The organism is Lactococcus sp. SK2-659 (assembly GCF_020218185.2).
Lineage (GTDB): Bacteria > Bacillota > Bacilli > Lactobacillales > Streptococcaceae > Lactococcus > Lactococcus lactis.
This window is the reverse complement of record NZ_JAIWQZ020000001.1, coordinates 238144-256052: the sequence shown is the minus strand read 5'-3', so window position 1 is coordinate 256052 and position 17909 is coordinate 238144. Positions and strand designations below refer to the sequence as shown.

General features: G+C 34.1%; 19 protein-coding genes. 9 read left to right on the top strand and 10 right to left on the bottom strand.

What is annotated here, in order from left to right; all coding sequences use genetic code 11:
- Positions 1–37 precede the first annotated feature (37 nt).
- From LDP15_RS01280 to LDP15_RS01260, 5 genes are all read left to right on the top strand, one after another.
- The gene (locus LDP15_RS01280; protein ID WP_015426870.1) at positions 38–1420 is read left to right on the top strand and encodes a carbohydrate ABC transporter permease; all 1383 of its coding nucleotides are present in this window, start codon (positions 38–40) and stop codon (positions 1418–1420) included.
- A 5-nt stretch (positions 1421–1425) separates the two neighbouring features.
- Positions 1426–2292 carry a sugar ABC transporter permease gene (locus tag LDP15_RS01275; RefSeq protein WP_015426871.1) on the top strand — a complete coding sequence of 289 codons (867 nt, stop codon included), beginning with the start codon at positions 1426–1428 and terminating at the stop codon, positions 2290–2292.
- 159 nt (positions 2293–2451) lie between these two features.
- Positions 2452–3447, top strand: coding sequence for a hypothetical protein (locus LDP15_RS01270; RefSeq protein WP_015426872.1), 996 nt, complete (start codon positions 2452–2454; stop codon positions 3445–3447).
- A 5-nt stretch (positions 3448–3452) separates the two neighbouring features.
- Positions 3453–4397 carry a hypothetical protein gene (locus LDP15_RS01265; RefSeq protein WP_039115764.1) on the top strand — a complete coding sequence of 315 codons (945 nt, stop codon included), beginning with the start codon at positions 3453–3455 and terminating at the stop codon, positions 4395–4397.
- 1 nt (position 4398) lies between these two features.
- A complete protein-coding gene (locus LDP15_RS01260; RefSeq protein ID WP_015426874.1) occupies positions 4399–4956 on the top strand; it encodes a hypothetical protein in 558 nt (185 codons plus the stop codon).
- A 32-nt stretch (positions 4957–4988) separates the two neighbouring features.
- On the opposite strand, the gene LDP15_RS01255 is transcribed toward LDP15_RS01260, so the two are convergent.
- Together LDP15_RS01255 and LDP15_RS01250 are read right to left on the bottom strand one after the other, a co-directional pair.
- Complete coding sequence (locus LDP15_RS01255; protein WP_015426875.1) at positions 4989–5525, bottom strand: YagU family protein; 537 nt, start codon at positions 5523–5525, stop codon at positions 4989–4991.
- Positions 5526–5633: 108 nt separating this feature from the next.
- Complete coding sequence (locus tag LDP15_RS01250) at positions 5634–5909, bottom strand: bacteriocin immunity protein (protein ID WP_003130384.1); 276 nt, start codon at positions 5907–5909, stop codon at positions 5634–5636.
- 216 nt (positions 5910–6125) lie between these two features.
- On the opposite strand from LDP15_RS01250, the gene LDP15_RS01245 reads away from it, so the two are divergent.
- From LDP15_RS01245 to LDP15_RS01235, 3 genes are all read left to right on the top strand, one after another.
- A complete protein-coding gene (locus tag LDP15_RS01245; protein WP_015426876.1) occupies positions 6126–6932 on the top strand; it encodes an LssY C-terminal domain-containing protein in 807 nt (268 codons plus the stop codon).
- A 64-nt stretch (positions 6933–6996) separates the two neighbouring features.
- Positions 6997–7299: a helix-turn-helix transcriptional regulator gene (locus tag LDP15_RS01240; RefSeq protein ID WP_003130388.1), complete on the top strand. Its 303-nt coding sequence runs from the start codon at positions 6997–6999 to the stop codon at positions 7297–7299.
- An 89-nt stretch (positions 7300–7388) separates the two neighbouring features.
- Positions 7389–8564 carry an NADH-dependent flavin oxidoreductase gene (locus LDP15_RS01235; RefSeq protein ID WP_015426877.1) on the top strand — a complete coding sequence of 392 codons (1176 nt, stop codon included), beginning with the start codon at positions 7389–7391 and terminating at the stop codon, positions 8562–8564.
- Between the two features lie 309 nt (positions 8565–8873).
- Here LDP15_RS01235 and arcC read toward each other — a convergent pair whose 3' ends face one another.
- The 8 genes from arcC to LDP15_RS01195 form a co-directional block, all read right to left on the bottom strand.
- Entirely contained in the window at positions 8874–9821 is a 948-nt protein-coding gene (gene arcC, locus LDP15_RS01230) for a carbamate kinase (RefSeq protein WP_015426878.1), read from the bottom strand.
- A 24-nt stretch (positions 9822–9845) separates the two neighbouring features.
- Positions 9846–10946 (bottom strand): agmatine deiminase, encoded by a 1101-nt coding sequence (gene aguA / locus LDP15_RS01225; protein ID WP_015426879.1) that lies wholly within the window; start codon positions 10944–10946, stop codon positions 9846–9848.
- A 10-nt stretch (positions 10947–10956) separates the two neighbouring features.
- On the bottom strand, positions 10957–12318 hold the full coding sequence (locus tag LDP15_RS01220) for an APC family permease (protein ID WP_015426880.1): 1362 nt from the start codon (positions 12316–12318) through the stop codon (positions 10957–10959).
- Positions 12319–12333: 15 nt separating this feature from the next.
- Entirely contained in the window at positions 12334–13356 is a 1023-nt protein-coding gene (gene ptcA / locus LDP15_RS01215; RefSeq protein WP_003130905.1) for a putrescine carbamoyltransferase, read from the bottom strand.
- Positions 13357–13589: 233 nt separating this feature from the next.
- Positions 13590–14420 carry a LuxR C-terminal-related transcriptional regulator gene (locus tag LDP15_RS01210; protein WP_225513417.1) on the bottom strand — a complete coding sequence of 277 codons (831 nt, stop codon included), beginning with the start codon at positions 14418–14420 and terminating at the stop codon, positions 13590–13592.
- A gap of 328 nt (positions 14421–14748) precedes the next feature.
- The gene (locus tag LDP15_RS01205; protein WP_015426882.1) at positions 14749–16152 is read right to left on the bottom strand and encodes an LCP family protein; all 1404 of its coding nucleotides are present in this window, start codon (positions 16150–16152) and stop codon (positions 14749–14751) included.
- Between the two features lie 77 nt (positions 16153–16229).
- The gene (gene cmk, locus LDP15_RS01200) at positions 16230–16892 is read right to left on the bottom strand and encodes a (d)CMP kinase (RefSeq protein WP_015426883.1); all 663 of its coding nucleotides are present in this window, start codon (positions 16890–16892) and stop codon (positions 16230–16232) included.
- 82 nt (positions 16893–16974) lie between these two features.
- Complete coding sequence (locus LDP15_RS01195) at positions 16975–17493, bottom strand: SAG1386/EF1546 family surface-associated protein (RefSeq protein ID WP_015426884.1); 519 nt, start codon at positions 17491–17493, stop codon at positions 16975–16977.
- Between the two features lie 46 nt (positions 17494–17539).
- On the opposite strand from LDP15_RS01195, the gene LDP15_RS01190 reads away from it, so the two are divergent.
- Positions 17540–17743, top strand: coding sequence for a ferredoxin (locus LDP15_RS01190; protein WP_010906103.1), 204 nt, complete (start codon positions 17540–17542; stop codon positions 17741–17743).
- Positions 17744–17909 lie beyond the last annotated feature (166 nt).

Genomic DNA, 17909 nt, shown 5'->3' with positions numbered 1-17909 from the left:
CCTTCAGCCTAACCTCTTAATTTTTAAAGGAAATATTATGACTAAAAAGAAAAAAAGAAAACTCACTGAAAGCACGATTTCTCCTGAAGAAAAATCAATTAAATTAGGCGAAGTTTTCTCAAAAGGGGACACAGTAACAAAATTAACCTTCTTTGTTATGGGTTTGAACCAAATTAAAAATAAACAATGGGTAAAAGGCTTCACACTTTTAATTCTTGAAATTGCATTTATTGGCTGGCTTCTTTTCTCTGGAATCAGTGCCTTCTCTCTTCTTAGTAGCTTAGGCCCAAATAAAATAAAAAGAACAATTACTGATGCCTCTGGTTTTCCACAAACTTTACAGCCAGATAACTCTGTTTTAATTCTACTTTGGGGACTTATTGCCTGTCTTGTTGTGATTTTATTTATACTGCTTTATTGGTTCAACTACCGCTCAAATAAGCATCTTTATTATTTAAAACGAGAAGGTAAACATATCCCAACAAATAAAGAAGAACTCGCTTCTTTACTTGACGAAAAACTTTATGCAACTTTGATGGCTGTTCCATTGATTGGTGTATTAGCTTTTACCGTATTACCTACTGTATATATGATTTCAATGGCGTTCACAAACTATGATCGCCTTCATGCTACTGCTTTCTCATGGACTGGATTCCAAGCCTTTGGCAATGTTTTAACCGGTGATTTAGCTGGCACATTCTTCCCAGTTTTGGGATGGACCTTAGTATGGGCAATTGTTGCAACAGCTACAACATTCCTTGGAGGTGTATTACTAGCTCTTCTCATTGAATCTACTGGAATTAAATTTAAAGGATTCTGGAGAACCATTTTTGTTATCGTATTTGCCGTTCCACAATTTGTAACCTTATTGATGATGGCACAATTTTTGGACCAACAAGGAGCTTTAAATGGAATCTTGATGAATCTTCATCTTATTTCTAATCCAATAAACTTTATTGGTGCAGCTTCTGACCCAATGGTCGCACGGATTACGGTAATTTTTGTTAATATGTGGATTGGTATTCCTGTCTCAATGCTTGTGTCTACTGCAATTATCCAAAATCTCCCCCAAGATCAAATAGAAGCTGCTCGTATTGACGGAGCAAATAGTTTGAACATCTTCCGCTCTATCACTTTCCCTCAGATTCTCTTTGTTATGACTCCTGCATTGATTCAACAGTTTATTGGTAATATCAATAACTTCAACGTTATTTACCTCTTGACTAGTGGTTGGCCAATGAATCCAAACTACCAAGGAGCAGGTTCAACCGATCTTCTTGTTACTTGGCTCTATAACCTCGTATTCGGTCAAACTCAGCGTTATAACGCAGCCGCTGTTCTTGGTATCTTAATTTTCATTGTTAATGCATCAATTTCATTAGTAGCATACCGTCGTACAAATGCATTTAAGGAGGGCTAATTGAAATGAAATCTTATAAAACGCAACGCCGTATCTCATTAAGTTTGAGATATATTCTACTCGCTCTCTTAGCAATTGTTTGGATTTTCCCTATTATTTGGATTGTCTTAGCCAGTCTGACTCAAAACAATACAGGGTTTGTCTCAACAATCATCCCAAAAACATTTACCTTTGAGAATTATATCCAACTTTTCCAAAATAAAAGTGGTAGTTTCCCCTTCGTTTCATGGATTATTAACACCTTTATTGTAGCCGTTATCTCTGCTACACTTTCTACATTTATTACGATTATCATGTCGTATACACTCTCCCGTTTACGTTTTGCTTTCCGTAAACCATTCTTGCAAATCGCCCTCGTTCTCGGAATGTTCCCTGGATTCATGTCAATGATTGCTCTTTATTATATATTAAAAGCAATGAACATGTTAAACCTCGGTGGTTTGATATTGGTATATGTTGGTGGAGCTGGATTAGGTTTCTACATCGCTAAAGGGTTCTTTGACACCATCCCACGTTCAATTGATGAAGCTGCAACAATTGATGGAGCAAACAAATGGCAAGTTTTCACGCATATCACCTTGCCTCTCTCTCGCCCAATCATTGTTTATACTGCTTTAATGGCATTCATCGCCCCATGGACAGACTTCATCTTTTCTGGAATCATTTTAGGAAATAATCAAGCCCATCCAGAAACCTTTACAATTGCCTATGGTTTATATAGCATGGTTCACTCGCAAAAAGGAGCTGCCACAGCCTTCTTCACACAATTTATTGCAGGCTGTGTTATCATTGCCATCCCAATCACAATCCTATTTGTCATCATGCAAAAATTCTACGTCAATGGAATCACAGCTGGTGCAGATAAAGGATAAAAAAGTAAATATTTCATTAACAAGATAAAAAGGACGCAGATAATTATTATTATCAGCGCCCTTTTTATCTCTTCTTTATATTCTAATTATATTCATAAATAAAAATTTTATATGCTATAATTAAGCCGTAATGTCACCAAAATTGGAGTATATAAATTTATGAAAAAATTTTTTATTATCATCTTTGCTATTTTTTCTATTGGAATTTTAAGCAGCTGTAAAACTTCAAGTAAAGATAGCATTAAAACTAATACTAATCCTCACCAAGCTATTCAAGGAGAATGGATTTCGTATTCCGAAAGTAAAATCAATCTTCCGAAAACAACGAGTGCTGCAGATGCACATAAACTGTTAGATTTAACCGCATCTACCAGTGAAAAAATCAAGTTTGATAAGAAAAGAGTCACACTTGCTACTAATGAATACGACTATAAGCTAGGTCGACAAATTATTATTGGTTCATACAGTTATGATTATAAGTTAGAACATGGTCAGGATATTTTAAAATTTGATATGACGAGTTCAGATATTGGTGGAAATGTTTATTATCGAGTAGGAAGTAAGCTTGAAAAAGAAAAGACCAAAGAAATTAACGACAAAGAAGCCAAAGAGAAAAAATCAGTGACTCATTTGAATGAAGTTTGGAAAGCAAAAACAGACATCATTGAAAAATCACTCAAGGTAGCAATGATTGGAACATGGGCAGGCCACTTTAAGTCAGTAGCAACTACTGGGCAAGGTGTGGCTTGGGCGCCCGGAATGCAAACATTAACTTTCGATGGTGGAACTAATCTTTCATTTCACGCCTCTTCTGATTCTTTGACAAATTTTGACCAGAAAGTAATTCACAACGCTTATGCTTCTTATCAACCTAATGGCATTTTAGGATTAGAACCTTCAGATCATATTCCAGTAGATCCTAAGAAACTTTTAAATATCATTAAAGACCTCACCGCCGAACAAATGTTTAGCCGTATCAAATATATTGCTTTTTCCTATGATGTAACAACTGATACTGGCACGATTTCTCAAAGCTTTTCCCCTTCCGAACTTTCATATAAAAACGGAAAATTATCATTTGATACTGCCTTACTCATCACACAATGTGGTAATGAAGGGGTTCAAATTTCTGGAGATGTTTCTAAAACGGAGTAAAAAAATTGAAAAATAAAATTATCGTAGTAGCTATACTAATAACAACTTTTTTCTCTCTTTCAGCATGTAGCAAACTAACAAAGTCAGAAAGTACACTAATAAAAGGTCAGTGGGAACTCTTACAAGGACCCATACAAGTAACAAGTAATCTCAAATTATTAGATTTTCCCAATAAGAGTACTTCTATCGTTAATTTCACTAAAGAAAAAAATTATCACTTTAATGAAAAGAAACATGAATTAAGTTATCTCAACTCCTACAAATATCAAACATCTTTTGATATTTCGGGAAACATTTTGACACTAACCAATAAAAAGCAAAAGATGATCTACTATCGGAAAAATTCCGTTCAGTATAAAAAAGCAATAACTCCAATTAAAAATAATATGAATTCAGTTAATGAAGTATGGAAAGCTCAAAACCAATCTTTTTTGAAAGATTATGAAGAGGCTATTGCAGGAGACTGGTCGAATGCCAAAGGAAATGCCCAAGTTAATTTAAATCATGATTCTCCGGATCCTGATGCAACTCTAACCATCTCCACACCTAAATTTCTCTTCTTTGATATTTCCTTTACTGGAGGTGCTCGGGATAAAACGATGTCGGTCAACTTTAAAGACAAAAATATCTCTGATGCTGCAATAAAACTTTCATATTCCGATTTTGACACTCTTTTAGGTCTTGGATGGAATGCCTCAGAAAATTTAAACGAAACAAAAGAAAAAATAAAAAAAATAACTTTCAGAGATTTATTTATGGACTTGGAAGAAGTGACCTTAGCATATAGCATTCCCGACTCAACATTAAGTCAAGAGATTACTGTTTCTGCCTATAGAGCTACAGTTTCATCAAATATCACTCATTTTGATGAGTGCACTATCACAACAAAAGACAGCTCCACAGATCACGAATTTAAAGCTTATTTAACCCCCGTAGAAACCACAAATTAATATGAATCTATTTTCCCTGAAACTACTTCTAATCCCTATTCTAGTTTTATCACCACTTGTCTTATTGTTAATTGAAAAATTAACTAAAAAAAAATATATTACCGCTAAAAATATCTCAGAAGACGTAATTAAGGCTGACGAGATTGAAGCTCTTGTTTTAGCTGTTCTTAGCTCATGGAATCAGTCAAAACTATATCAAAACAGTCAATTTTACAGTAAAAATTTACTAAAAAAACAGGACAAACATATTGTTCACAATGATATGTATGGAAAAAAAGAATCCATTTTTGATATTCAGATTGAAGGAATAAACAACCTACACCAATTCAAGAATAAAATTACTGTGGAAATTTCCCTTAAAGCGAAATATTCTCTATCTTTTGATGAAAATGATAGCCTTATGTACCTTGTCACCTCAAGGTCAATGTCCAGATATAATGAAATGCTAAAAGATCCCCTGCCTGATAGACAAACATATCAAAAAGACGTACAAAAGTGGGAATTTGTTATTGAAGAAAATCTCTTTAAAGTGAATAAATTCTCATCAAATCTGAAATAAAAAAAGCCCTCTTAAGAATGGCTCTTTTTATTTTAGAAAAGTGAAAGAACATCTGAATAGTGAGTAGCAATCATATAAAAACTCACAGCAGCTATTGACCAAGCCCAGACGATGTGCCCAAAAAATTCTGAAAAGTGTTCTGAAAAAGGTTGCTTCCAAGGTTGTGGTACCGTTCTAGTAATAGGCATTAACAGAATATGCCATAAAAACCAGATAATAATACCATAAAGAGCCCCCTCGCCTAAGCTTATACCACTCCATATTTGTGATAAGACAACAAAAATAAATGAAAAAACAATTGAAAAACTGAAATGAAGAATCAAGGCAAACCAATACACTTTTTGGTCTTTAGAATACAAAAAGTAAGCATGAGTAATTTTTGGGGGAAAGCCAATTTGTTGCATAAGTTTTTGAGGAGGGTTTGTTTCATCTCGCTCTTTTGTACGAGGAGGAAGAATGGCTTCCCAACCAATTTTTACCATTCCAGAAATTAGTCCAGAAACAATACCAATCCATAAGCAAGGCAATAAAATTCCCAAAAACCAATCCAACGATATATTTTTTACCATTTTAAAATCTCCTTATAATATATAAAAAAAACTACTCTTATTTTATAAAAAATTTATTATAAAGTGTATTGAATTGTTTGCTCATTCTAAAGGAAAGATTTATTATCATTAAAGCGAAAGCCAACTTCCACGTTGACCTCTTTCAATAAATTGTTGCGACAACTGAAGATAAAACCTCACAACTTCACTAGATAATTCCTGTTTTCTAGCAAGAGGCGCTAGAGAATGTTGAAGATCGTTGATTACCTTCGGAGTATAATTTCCCTTTTCTAAATTATTCTTACTCTTCACTAAAACTTCACGTTCTTTGCTATTCAATGTTTTACTAAGAATTAAATCATAAAGTTCTTCTAAGATTTCTGCTTCACTCGCTTTTTTGACCATTTGTTCACTCCTTTAACCTTTCAGATAGCTTATTTTATAATTTTCTGATAATATAGTCAATTTCTTCCGAATCTATTTTATTTCTAAATCTTTAGCCAATACTCTCTCTAGTATTTTAGTCATTTTTAAATTAGAATAGATATATAAATAGATTTTGTGTCAAAAAAATCTATAATACTTTATCAAAAAATATTCATTAACCTCTAAATAAGAAAGATGATATCAATGGATCAAAAAACTAAAATTATAAATTTCACCGCTCGTACTTTTCGTGTTTTAGTAGCAGTTGTCTTTGGATATACCATTTATGATTTATTTTTCAGAGATATATTAACTCGTAAGATTCATATTTTTTTATATATTGTCACATGGCTAATTTTGTCCTATCTGATTATTCCGAATATCACAAAAATTTATCTACCGGAATACTTTATCGGAAGGTCCAGAACTTCTGATGGTGTATTAGGTGATTCGGTAAATTTATTAATTGACGGTTCAAAAGAGGATATAGAAGCTGCTTTTTTAAGAATGGGGTGGACAAAATCAGATAAAATTACTTTAAGCTCCTCTCTCAAAATTATAAAATCAAGCTTATTACATCAAAGCTATCCCACTGCACCCGTTAGCTCTCTCTTTTTATTTTCTAAAAAACAAGACCTCGCCTTTGAAAAAGAAATTGCTGGCAGTCCTAAACAAAGGCATCATATCAGATTATGGGAAACTCCACAAGATTATTACCTCCCTGGGGGAGTAAAGTCTGATTGGGTCTGTGCCGCTTCTTTAGATATTGGTATTAGATTTTCTTTATTTACAGGACAAATTACTCATCGTATTGATGAGAATATAGATGAAGAAAGAAATCTTATCGCAAATGAACTCATCGAGCATGGACTAGTTGAAGAAAGGAAGCTATATACTCATTTCACAAATCCTTATCGAAGTAGAAATGGTGGGGGAGATAAGATTTCTACAAATGGTTCTTTAGTTTACTTGAAATTAAGAAAAAAAACCAACAAACGATAGGTATTTAACTTACTCCCAAAATCTTTTATATTGACATATCGTATTTTTTCGATATAATAGATTTATGGAAAATGTGGAAACTTTTAAAACCCTATCAAATGAATATCGATTGAAGATTCTTACTTTACTCAAAGAACCCAAAAAACATTTCTACAACGAAACTAAAGTAGATGAAGTTGAAACGGGTGTTTGTGTAGGTGAGATTCAAAAATTACTTAACTTAACTCAGTCTACTACTTCTCATTATTTATCTATGTTAGAAAAAGACAATTTATTAATTGCTACTCGCATTGGTAAATGGACCTATTATCGTCGAAATGAGGAGATGATTTCCGATTTTAAAAATTTCATATTAGAAGAGTTATAATTAACTTTTTTTATTTCTTCATATTGATATTTCTCGAATTATAGTTTTAATAATCTACTTTCCAAATATAATAATAACAGGACAAAAATATGTCAAATCAATTAACTGATCATGTTACCTTACGTCATGGGGCTACTTTAAACAATCGTATTGTAATGTCTCCAATGCAAACTCATTCTGGTTTAAAAGGTGGTTTCGCTTCTGATGATACTATTCAATATTACTCTGCCCGTTCACAAGCGGCAGGTATGTTAATTACAGAATTCCATTATGTGAGTGAAAATGGTGGACCAGCATATGTGCCAGGATATCCTGAACAATTAGGAGCTTATTCTGACGCTCATCTTGAAGGACTACGAAAAACTGCACAGGCTCTAAAAAAAGATGGAAATAAAGCTATTCTTCAAATTCATCATGCTGGGCGAGCCGCTGTAGGACGTCATGTTAATGGATTAGATGTGGTGGCTCCTTCTGCTATCGATTTTTCTTTCTTAGATTACCCCGTTCGTGAACTCACACTAACAGAGATTGATGATATCATTCTTGATTTTGGTAAAGCCACAAAACGTGCAATTGATGCTGGTTTTGACGGTGTTGAAATTCATGGTGCCAATCATTATTTAATTCAACAATTTTTCTCAAAACTTTCTAATCTTCGCACAGATAAATGGGGTGGTTCACTGGATAATCGAATGGCCTTTCCGCTAGCTGTTGTTAAAGAAGTAAAAGCAATCGTTGATGAATATGCTCCTAAAGACTTTATCATTGGTTACCGTATTTCTCCTGAAGAACTTCATGGAAAAAATATTGGCTATGATTATAAAGAAGCTCTCTCACTTATCTCTGAAGTAATTAAATATAAACTTGATTATATTCATCTTTCATTATGGGCAGGATACAATTCTAAACCTGAAAATAGCGAAAAATCTTATGCTGAACTTTTTAAAGAAATTTTAGATGATAAAACAAAACTTCTTATTGTCGGTGGTATTTTTGGGGAGGATACAGCGACTGATGCGATTGAAAACTATGCTGATTTAATTGCTGTTGCTCGTGGAACTTTGATTGACCCTAACTTTGCTAAAAAAATTACTGAAGGAAAAGGGGACACAATTCTTCATAAGATTAGTCCGGAAACAGTTGAGTATTCTCACTTGACTCCTGGATTACTTGAAGCCTTCAGCCGTGAAGATTCTCTTGGATTACCTCCTTTACCCGGAGGCGAAACTATTAGACACTTGCATACAGGAAAGTATGATATCTAGTTTTTTGATGACTAATATATATTAAAAGCTATTGTAACTTTACAGTAGTTTTTCTTTTAAAATAAAAAAGTTCCTGACTTAACAGGAACTTTTTTTGGAACTCCAATATCCGAGAAGCTCCGTAGAATTTGCTTTTGTACCCCAACGCTAAGAGGTACTTTTATATTATATCCTAGATAGAAAGGTGATTACAAATCATACTGGCGCTTTACAAAAAAGTTTTAACAAGCTCTATTATTTAGGCCAATTTCCTTTAAAAAAGGTTGCTAGAATTCTTTCTTCCTAGTAACCTTTTTAAGATATTTTTAATCAATCAGGAACAATCCGTGTTCCTGCCCCACTTTTAACAAAGTTTTCCACATTTTCAAGTGAAGTAATCGTGGCTTGCTTACCAGTATTTTCGACAAAAGCGACAGCTGCTGCCACTTTTGGTTTCATAGAACCTGCCGCAAAATAACCTTCCTCTAGATATTGACGCATTTCGCTAACTGGTACAACTCCTAGAGCTTTTTGATCAGGTTTCCCAAAATTTAAAAAGACATCACCGACAGAGGTAAAAATAACTAGTTCATCAGCATCAACAAGTTCTGCTAATTTTGCTGCCGAAAAATCTTTATCAATTACTGCTTCGACTCCTTGATACCCCTTATTTTTTTCAATAACAGGAATTCCTCCACCACCAGATACCGTAACCAAAGCTGATGATTCTAACAATGGTTTAATTGCGTTAGCCTCAACAATTTTGAGAGGTAATGGTGAGGGGACTACTCTTCGGTAACCTCGTCCAGAATCCTCAATCAATTTCCAATCAGGATATTGAGTCTGAATATTTTTAGCCTCTTCTTGGCTATAAAAAGGTCCAATAGGTTTTGTCGGATTTTTAAAAGCCTCATCATTAGCATCAACTACTGTTCTTGTCACTACAGAAACAAATGGAACATCAGACATTCCATTATTAGCAAGAGCTTCTGTAAAAGCTTGTGCCATCCAATAACCAATTTGTCCTTGAGTCATAGCAACAGCTGTATCAAGTGGCATTGCCGGATTTTTAACTGAATTACTTTCAAGTTGTTGCAAAAGTAAATTACCAACTTGCGGTCCATTTCCATGAGTGACAACCATTTCAACATCATTGTCTTTTATTAAAGGCATTAATTGTTCGGCAGTCTTATTAAGTGCCATAGATTGTGCTTGCGCTGTAGGGTCGCTAGTTAAAATAGCATTCCCCCCTAGAGCAACTACAATACGTTTTGCCATTTTCTGTTAAATCCTCTCTACTCCTTATTTGGCTTTAGGTTGTTGTTGAGTAATACAATGGATATTTCCTCCACCATAAACTACTTCAACAGTGTTCACGCCAACTATTTCGCGGTCTGGAAACATCTCTTGAACTTGTTTTAATGCTAGAGCATCATTTTCATCACCGTATTGTGGTACGATAACTCCTTTGTTTGTAATCAAGAAATTCATATATGAAGCAATACAAATATCTCCGTCTTCACGTGGCATTGTTCCTTCAACTGTATCAATTCTAAATTGTTTTTTAATCGTTACATTTTTAGCTGGACAAGTCAATTTATGAACTTTGAGTTGACGTCCTTTAGCATCTGTCATTTGGCTCAAGCGTTTATAGGCATCTTGTGCTGCTTCATAAAAAGGTGACTTCTCATCCTCAGTATAAATGCATGCAACTTCCCCTGGTGCTACGAAGCAAGCAACGTCATCCACGTGACCGTTTGTTTCTTCTGGGTCAATTCCATCCCCAAGCCAAAGAATTTTTTCAGCATTCAAATGTTCTTTAAGTTTATTTTCAATGCCCTCTTTGCTCATGTGAGGATTGCGTCCTTCAGATAAAAGGCACATTTCAGTAGTCAAAACTGTTCCTTGACCGTCAACATGGAATGAACCTCCTTCAAGAACAAAATCATCTGTCCGATAAGAGTCAACACGTTCTAATTCACAAACTTTTTGTGCCACTAGATCATCTTGATCCCAAGGAAAATATAGACCATCAACAAGTCCACCCCAAGCGTTAAAAGTCCAGTCATTTGCTCGAAGTTCGCCCTTATCATTAATTACAAAACTTGGCCCACAGTCACGAACCCAAGAGTCGTTGTTAGAAACTTCAAGCACACGCACGTCAGCGGGTAATTGATACCGAGCATTTTGATATTGGGATTGTGAAACTAACATTGTTACTGGTGTAAATCTACTAATTGCTTTAGCAACATTAGTAAAGGCAATCTGAACAGGTTTTGCTCCATCACGCCAGTTATCTGGACGTTCGGGCCAGATCATAAAAATTTGATCTTGAGCTTCAAATTCACCAGGCATCCGAAAACCATCTTCTTTTGGTGTTGTACCAATAATACGTTTTGCCATTTTTTCTCTCCTATTTTTTTATTTTTTTAAATTTAATAATTAATTCACCAATCACAATAAAAATAATTGCGCCAATTGTAATCGGTAATTGTTCTGTCAATGATGCCTTATCATATTGCAAAGGTATGGCTGTAAAAATTAATGATATGATAATAATAATCATTGGTAAGGCCATATATACTTTCAAGATTCCGTCACTCCCACTCACTTTAAATGGACGTGGAGTCTCAGGGTCAATCTTGCGTAATTTATAAAAGGCAGGGAAGACCGGAATATAACTCAATAAAAATAGAACTAAATTTAATGAGAAGAATGACCAGAACAAATCTTGATTGGGTAATAATGGAGCAATCACAACAATAAATGTCGCTACAATCCCATTCATCAAAGCTGCACCCCAAGAAATTCCATTAGAAGCACGTCTTTTTGAGAAGAATTTAGGCATGTCGCCATTATCAGCAGCATAACTAGCAATATTATTAACCCCTTGTGACCAAGAAACCATATTACCCACTAAAGTCAGCATAAACAAGAAAGCAATTAAACTAATGAACCAACCTGTTGGTGTACCTAGCATCACTTGGAAACTATCTACTAATCCCGAACTTGTCGATAATTTATCGGTTGGAATAGCAACACCGATCCCAAAGGCCGAAAACATATAAATCGCTGCAATTACAATCCCACCAATGATGATTGATTGTGGGATTTGTTTCTTAGGATTTTCCATACTGTCAGCAAAAGTACAAATGACTTCAAACCCCAGTAAGTTAAAAATGATTACTGAGATAAATGATAGACTATGCAAATCAAAACTTGGAAATAATGATGCTAAAGTATAATGATTTGCTACTCCCTTAGTCAAAGCTGAATAAACTCCTAAGCCTCCTAATGCTAATGCTAAGAATACCTTAATTACTGCGCCGCCATTTAAAATCCAAACGCTATCACTTACTGGATATAAACTAATCAAAACAATAACCCAGATGAAAATTAATTCAATTAATAGTGAAATACCTGTATTTAATTGAAAGCCAAACATTGTATGCAATAAATCAGGACAAAGTACAGCAAGTGAAGCCATCCATAATGGGAAGTTTACCCAATAAAACCATGAAGCACGCGCTCCCCAACGATGTCCAAAGGCTTTTGTAATCCAATCATACAGTCCACCCTCACCAGTATAAGTTGTTCCAAGTTCAGATGTAATTAGACCATAAGGCAAGAGAAAAGCAACGATGAGAACAATCCACCAAAAGAACTGCGAGTTACCAATAGCAGCAACCGGTGCTGCTGCTTCGGCAACAAAAACAACACAAATGACAGAAAGAATAGCACTAAACAGACTAAATTTTTTCTTTCCATTTTCCATAAATGATACTCTTTCTTATTTTGCTAAGTAAGCCTCTAACTCAGCCTTAGCTTTAGCTTGTGCTTTCAAATCATAAGGATTTTTTTCAGCATAATCAGACATCAACCAAACAAGGAGGGCACGGATTGAAGTCAAGCGATTTTCGGCTTCGTCAAAACAAATTGAGTTTGGACCATCAATAACCGCATCAACAACTTCTTCACCTCTTGAAGCTGGAAGACAATGCATAAATTTTGTATGTGCTCCTGCTTTTGCCATCATCTCAGGTGTCACTTGATATTTAGGGAAGAAAATCGCTAGACGTTCTTCTTCTGATAGTTCTGCATCATACAAACCGTACCAAACATCTGTATAAAGGAAATCTGCACCAACAATTGATTCTTCATCGTCTGTTACTTCATAAGTACCACCAGAAACCTCACAATTTGCAGCTAATTTTGCTTGATGTTCTTCATTAAGTTGGTAGCCTTTAGGGCCAAAATGAACAAAGTGCATTCCCATTTTAGTTGCGATTAAACCTAATGAGAAACAAACTTGAGTGGCATCACCGACAAAGACAACTTTACAATCTTCTAATTTTTTACCAGCTGGTAAATGTTCAATCATTGTAGTCAAATCACCGACTTCTTGTGTTGGATGATTATAGTCTGACATCCCATTAAGAACTGGAATGGTTGTATGTTTTGCAAGGTTATTAACTGATTCATGACGATCAACACGCGCCATGATGATATCAAGCAATCTAGAAAGAACTGTGCTTGTATCTTCTATTGTTTCATGACCACCGAGTTGAATTTGACCAGGTGCTAAATACTCCGCATGTCCTCCTAATTGAGTCATAGCTGTTTCAAAGGAAACACGAGTACGAGTTGATGTTTGTTGGAAAATCATTCCTAGTGATTTGTTTTTAAGAAGTGGTGGATAGTAGCCATTTTTAATCGCTGCTTTGATTTTTAAGCCCAGTGTTACAATATCAAGAATTTCTTCTTTAGTGTAATCTTCTGTTGTGATGAAATCACGTTTGTTTGTTGTTACCATTTCTTTATTCCTCCTGAATAAAATAGTTATTTGACTTCCCTCTTGGGAACGATTTCAGTATATCAAGAGCAAAAATATAAAACAATCAACTCTAGGATTTAATCTTTTTAAAAAGCCGAAAACCCTTTGATAGCAAAGGGTTGAGTAAAAAGGTTTAGTAAGGTTTAGAACTATTTTAACCGCTTTCTTAATCAAAATAAAAATAAACTCCATTAAAAAATGGAGTTTTAGGATTATTGAGTAAGCTCTGATTTTTCAAACGCTTCCCAGACTTCGCAAACTTCTGAACGTTTTTCAACTTGGAGTTTTATAAAAATATTGTGAGTGTGGGTTTTGACTGTTCCTAGAGAAAGATATAATTGATTGGCTATTTCTTGATTGTGTTTACGTTGAAGGAGAAGTTCAAGAATTTCTCCTTCCCGTTGAGTGATTCCATATTTATCCATAAATCTTTCAAAGTAATATTCATCTTCTTCAAAATTACTTACAGAATCATTAGTCTCATTTTTTTCATTTTTGAAACCGATGACAGCAACTTCTTCGTTGCCTTTTTGATAATTGGTTAGAAAATATTTAATAGCAATAAGGCAAAGTGAGATATGAAAAATGTCTTCTGAAACATTTCTATTATGAATTTTAAGCATATTTGTATGATAAATATCTCTAAAATAAATAATAAAAGTATCTTCTACTACTATAGCTAATCCAAAAATTATCGCTAGGCTTCCAATTAATTTCACATACTTTCCTAAACTGCTTTTAGGAATCATTTTTCGATTATGGATTAATAAATAAATTCCAAAACAGACCATTAGTAGTTGGCTTGGAAAATAATAGAGCCAGACCTTTAGCGCTGAATTTGCCATAAAAGGAACAACAATAAGCCATAAAGCAAAAGCAATATAAATACCATATTGATAAGTTTTTATTTTTTCTTCAAATAATTCGGTCACTAATTTTAAGGCAATACCAAAAGTTGCCAAATAATAAATGGTTTCAATGATTGGATTAACCATAAATTGCCGATTATAGTCATTTGCAAATATTTGAAAGGTTTCGGACATGGTCACTATTAAACCGTTTAAAATAAGAAGCAAAAAATAAAGACTTACCAATAAATAATTTTTTTCTCGCTCTTTTAGATACAAGCTTAGAGAAAGTGACATCACGACTGTGTATAAAATTGTCAAAAAAGTAGTATAAATATAATTAAACATCATTGGATTAGACCTACTTATCTTATTATCATACTCATATCATATCATAAAAATACAAATTTATAATTTATTTATAAGCCATTAATCAATAACTAAAGAAAAAAAATTGTCATCATTTTTTCATATGAATATTTAAAATTAAAAATTACTAACAAAACTGTTAGTAATTTTCTCTTTATTGACCAAGAAGTTCTTGGGCTTTCGCTTTGTATTTTGTCATATCAATTGAAAGTCCTAGACCTCCATACATATCATAGGCATTCTCCCAGTCATTGTTAGCAGGAATTGTTGTTGATTTTATACCATTTTTCATATCCAGAAGAGCTGTAATTCCTTTAGTTAAGAAAAATGAATTTGGAATATTCGTCATTGTAACTGCTCTTGTTGTTCCCAACGCACTTGAAGCAGTAAACAATGAGAGTGGATTTTTCATTTTAGACATTACTGTTTCTAAAACTTGTTGTTGACGTTTTACTCGTCCATAATCTCCCTCATCATCATGACGGAATCGGGCATAATTCAAGAGCATTCGTCCATCCATTTTTTGAGTTCCTGGTTTAATCATCATAAATGTTCCACCACCATCAGGATAACCTAAAGCGGCTGCTTCTTCAGCTGTCAAGTCTTTGTCACTTGAAACTTTTCCTTCTGTTGCAGCTAAATCATCGGGAACAGGTACGGCAGAAAGATTCTCACCATTCACTGTCGAAAATTTTGCATCAATTTTTAGGCCAGTTGGGAACAAAGAATCAATAATCGTTGCAAAACTTGAAAAATCGACGACTGCGTAATATTGACAATTAATGCCAAAGTTATTTTTCAGTGTCTCACTCATCAAATTCACACCCTGTTTATTGTATTGTTCTCCAATTGTAAAGGCAGAATTTATTTTTGAGTCTGGAGTATTACTTGAGCCGACATCAGGAATATTGACAAGGGTATCACGCATAAAGCTCACGATTTGTGTTTGATGATTCTTACCATTGACATGTAAAACCATAATAGTATCGGTATGAGCAACACCTGATGATTGCCATGGTCTTTGGTCTGCTCCTAACAAAAGAATATTTACAGAACCGTCCGAATTTTTTAAACTTGTGAACTTTTCTTGTTTAGCGACGCTTCCCTCATGTTTAACGCCCCTTTGATATCCATAAACAAAGAAACCAATCATGACTGCAATAATCACAACAATAATTGTTAATATTGTTCTTAACCAGTGACGTTTTTTCTTCTTGCCAGATTTAGCTTTTTTAGAAGATTTACTTTCTTTTTTTGATGGTTTATTTCTATTGTTTTCTTGATTTGAAAAACTTTCTCGCGTATTTCTTCGACTAGCATTTCTACCATTAGAAGAGGAAGTATTTTTTTGAAAGCTTTCTGGTTCATAGTCGGAATATCCATATTCTGGCTCGACGTATTCTTCAAATTCCTCGAATTCTTCGGGTTCAGATTGATTTCCAGCTTTTTTTAGTTCATTGAGTAAGTCATAGTACTCTTGACGCTCTCGGATTGTGAGATAATTGATGTTATGTCTCAAATATTCTAAGCGTTTATACTTTTTTTCATTCATTGTCATATTATTATATCAAAGTTTGATAATTCCTGCAAAATCTTACCAATCTTTAGACTATCTAATAATTAAAAAGAACTCATTTACATGAGTTCTTTAGCTTTGTCTTCAATAAATTGAACAATTTCATTAATTGTTTTTCCAGTACTATCAAGTAATATCGCATCTTCTGCTTGTTTCAAAGGAGAAATTGCTCGTGTACTATCTTTGCGGTCTCTTTCCGAAATTTCAATTTTCAAACGCTCAAGATTGGTTGGAATTCCTTTAGACAGATTTTCTTTATAACGTCGTTCAGCTCGTTCATCAACTGAAGCAACAAGGAAAATTTTCAAATCTGCCTTCGGTAAAACAACTGTTCCAATATCACGTCCATCCATGATAATTCCACCATTTTTAGCAATTCTTTGTTGTTCTGCAACCATGAATTCACGAATTTCGGTCATAGCTGAGATTTTAGAAACAGTATTTGTAACTTCATTTGTTCTAATCACTTCTGTAACATTCTCTGAGCCCATTAAAACTTCTTGACCTTTTTGACCATTCATAAAAGAAATTGGATTTTTTTCAATAAATTCAATGATTTCTTTTGCATCATCTGTTTCCTTTTGCAAGGCAACAAAAGTAGCTACTCGATACATAGCGCCCGTGTCCAAATAAATTAAGTCAAGATTTCGTGCAATAATTTTAGCAACTGTTGATTTTCCACTTGACGCTGGACCGTCAATTGCAATTTGAATCTTTTTCATAGAATCTCTTTATTTACCTTATTTCCTATTTTAGTTCAATTTTTACTGACAGAATTATGTAAAAAGGTCTGTCAGTGATTTTTTATTTTAATTTTAAAACTTGTCCAGCATGAATAGCTGATCCATCAGCATTATATCCATCAGCTGTAATTCCATTCAAACTAGCAATCGTTGCCCAAGGAATTCCTGTCTTAGCTGCAATCGTACTTGGATAATCTCCGGTAGCAATTGTATAAGTTGTTCCAGACTCAACGCTACTGCTAGATGATGAGGCAACTGTGCTGCTGCTACTAGCAGGTGGAGTCGCTTCTGTTGAGGAAGAGGTCGCGGCTTGACTGGTTGATTCTTCGGTTTTAGCTAATGATGAAGATTGATGAAAACTTTTTGCGATACTAGCTGTATTTCGTACTTGGTTATTCCATAAAATAAAGCCAATACCTAGCCCAACAAGAATAAACATGAGGATAACGAGAAAAGTCAAAAAACGCGTCGTTAACGGACGTTTACTTTCATCTCTACCTCTATCATGTCTTTTCATTTCAGTCGATTCTTCTTTCATCGCACGATAAATTTCATTATTCCAGGGTTCTTTTGTTGACACGACCTTTTCCTTTCAATTTTACTATTTTTTTATTATCATTTCCTATATGAAGATAAAAATAATTCCCGACAAATGTATCGCATGTGGTTTATGTAATCTCCATGCGCCAGAAGTTTTTGATTATCACGATAATGGAATCGTCAAATTTTATGATACGGAGGAAGTTCAAAAAGAATTTTCCGATGATAATTCACTTCTTTTAGCTATAAAATCCTGTCCTACAGGAGCACTTAAAATCGAGAGAGATTAGTGTATTATTTTATCAACTACTATTCTACCATAAGTTTTTCGATTCCTGTTACTTTTCAAAAAGATTTATCTTACTTTGATAATCTTTTTTTATTTACGACCCAAAAAACGCTTTATAAAGCTATCTATACAAATTATTTATAAAGGGTTTCCATTCCTTAAAAAAC

Coding starts and splice junctions, on each gene's coding strand:
- LDP15_RS01245 (WP_015426876.1), top strand. CDS start 6,126: ATGATATCAATGGATCAAAAAACTAAAATTATAAATTTCACCGCTCGT.
- LDP15_RS01210 (WP_225513417.1), bottom strand. CDS start 14,420: ATGTCCGAAACCTTTCAAATATTTGCAAATGACTATAATCGGCAATTT.
- LDP15_RS01190 (WP_010906103.1), top strand. CDS start 17,540: ATGAAGATAAAAATAATTCCCGACAAATGTATCGCATGTGGTTTATGT.
- LDP15_RS01240 (WP_003130388.1), top strand. CDS start 6,997: ATGGAAAATGTGGAAACTTTTAAAACCCTATCAAATGAATATCGATTG.
- LDP15_RS01275 (WP_015426871.1), top strand. CDS start 1,426: ATGAAATCTTATAAAACGCAACGCCGTATCTCATTAAGTTTGAGATAT.
- LDP15_RS01280 (WP_015426870.1), top strand. CDS start 38: ATGACTAAAAAGAAAAAAAGAAAACTCACTGAAAGCACGATTTCTCCT.
- LDP15_RS01235 (WP_015426877.1), top strand. CDS start 7,389: ATGTCAAATCAATTAACTGATCATGTTACCTTACGTCATGGGGCTACT.
- LDP15_RS01255 (WP_015426875.1), bottom strand. CDS start 5,525: ATGGTAAAAAATATATCGTTGGATTGGTTTTTGGGAATTTTATTGCCT.
- LDP15_RS01250 (WP_003130384.1), bottom strand. CDS start 5,909: ATGGTCAAAAAAGCGAGTGAAGCAGAAATCTTAGAAGAACTTTATGAT.
- LDP15_RS01220 (WP_015426880.1), bottom strand. CDS start 12,318: ATGGAAAATGGAAAGAAAAAATTTAGTCTGTTTAGTGCTATTCTTTCT.
- arcC (WP_015426878.1), bottom strand. CDS start 9,821: ATGGCAAAACGTATTGTAGTTGCTCTAGGGGGGAATGCTATTTTAACT.
- LDP15_RS01270 (WP_015426872.1), top strand. CDS start 2,452: ATGAAAAAATTTTTTATTATCATCTTTGCTATTTTTTCTATTGGAATT.
- LDP15_RS01260 (WP_015426874.1), top strand. CDS start 4,399: ATGAATCTATTTTCCCTGAAACTACTTCTAATCCCTATTCTAGTTTTA.
- aguA (WP_015426879.1), bottom strand. CDS start 10,946: ATGGCAAAACGTATTATTGGTACAACACCAAAAGAAGATGGTTTTCGG.
- cmk (WP_015426883.1), bottom strand. CDS start 16,892: ATGAAAAAGATTCAAATTGCAATTGACGGTCCAGCGTCAAGTGGAAAA.
- ptcA (WP_003130905.1), bottom strand. CDS start 13,356: ATGGTAACAACAAACAAACGTGATTTCATCACAACAGAAGATTACACT.
- LDP15_RS01205 (WP_015426882.1), bottom strand. CDS start 16,152: ATGACAATGAATGAAAAAAAGTATAAACGCTTAGAATATTTGAGACAT.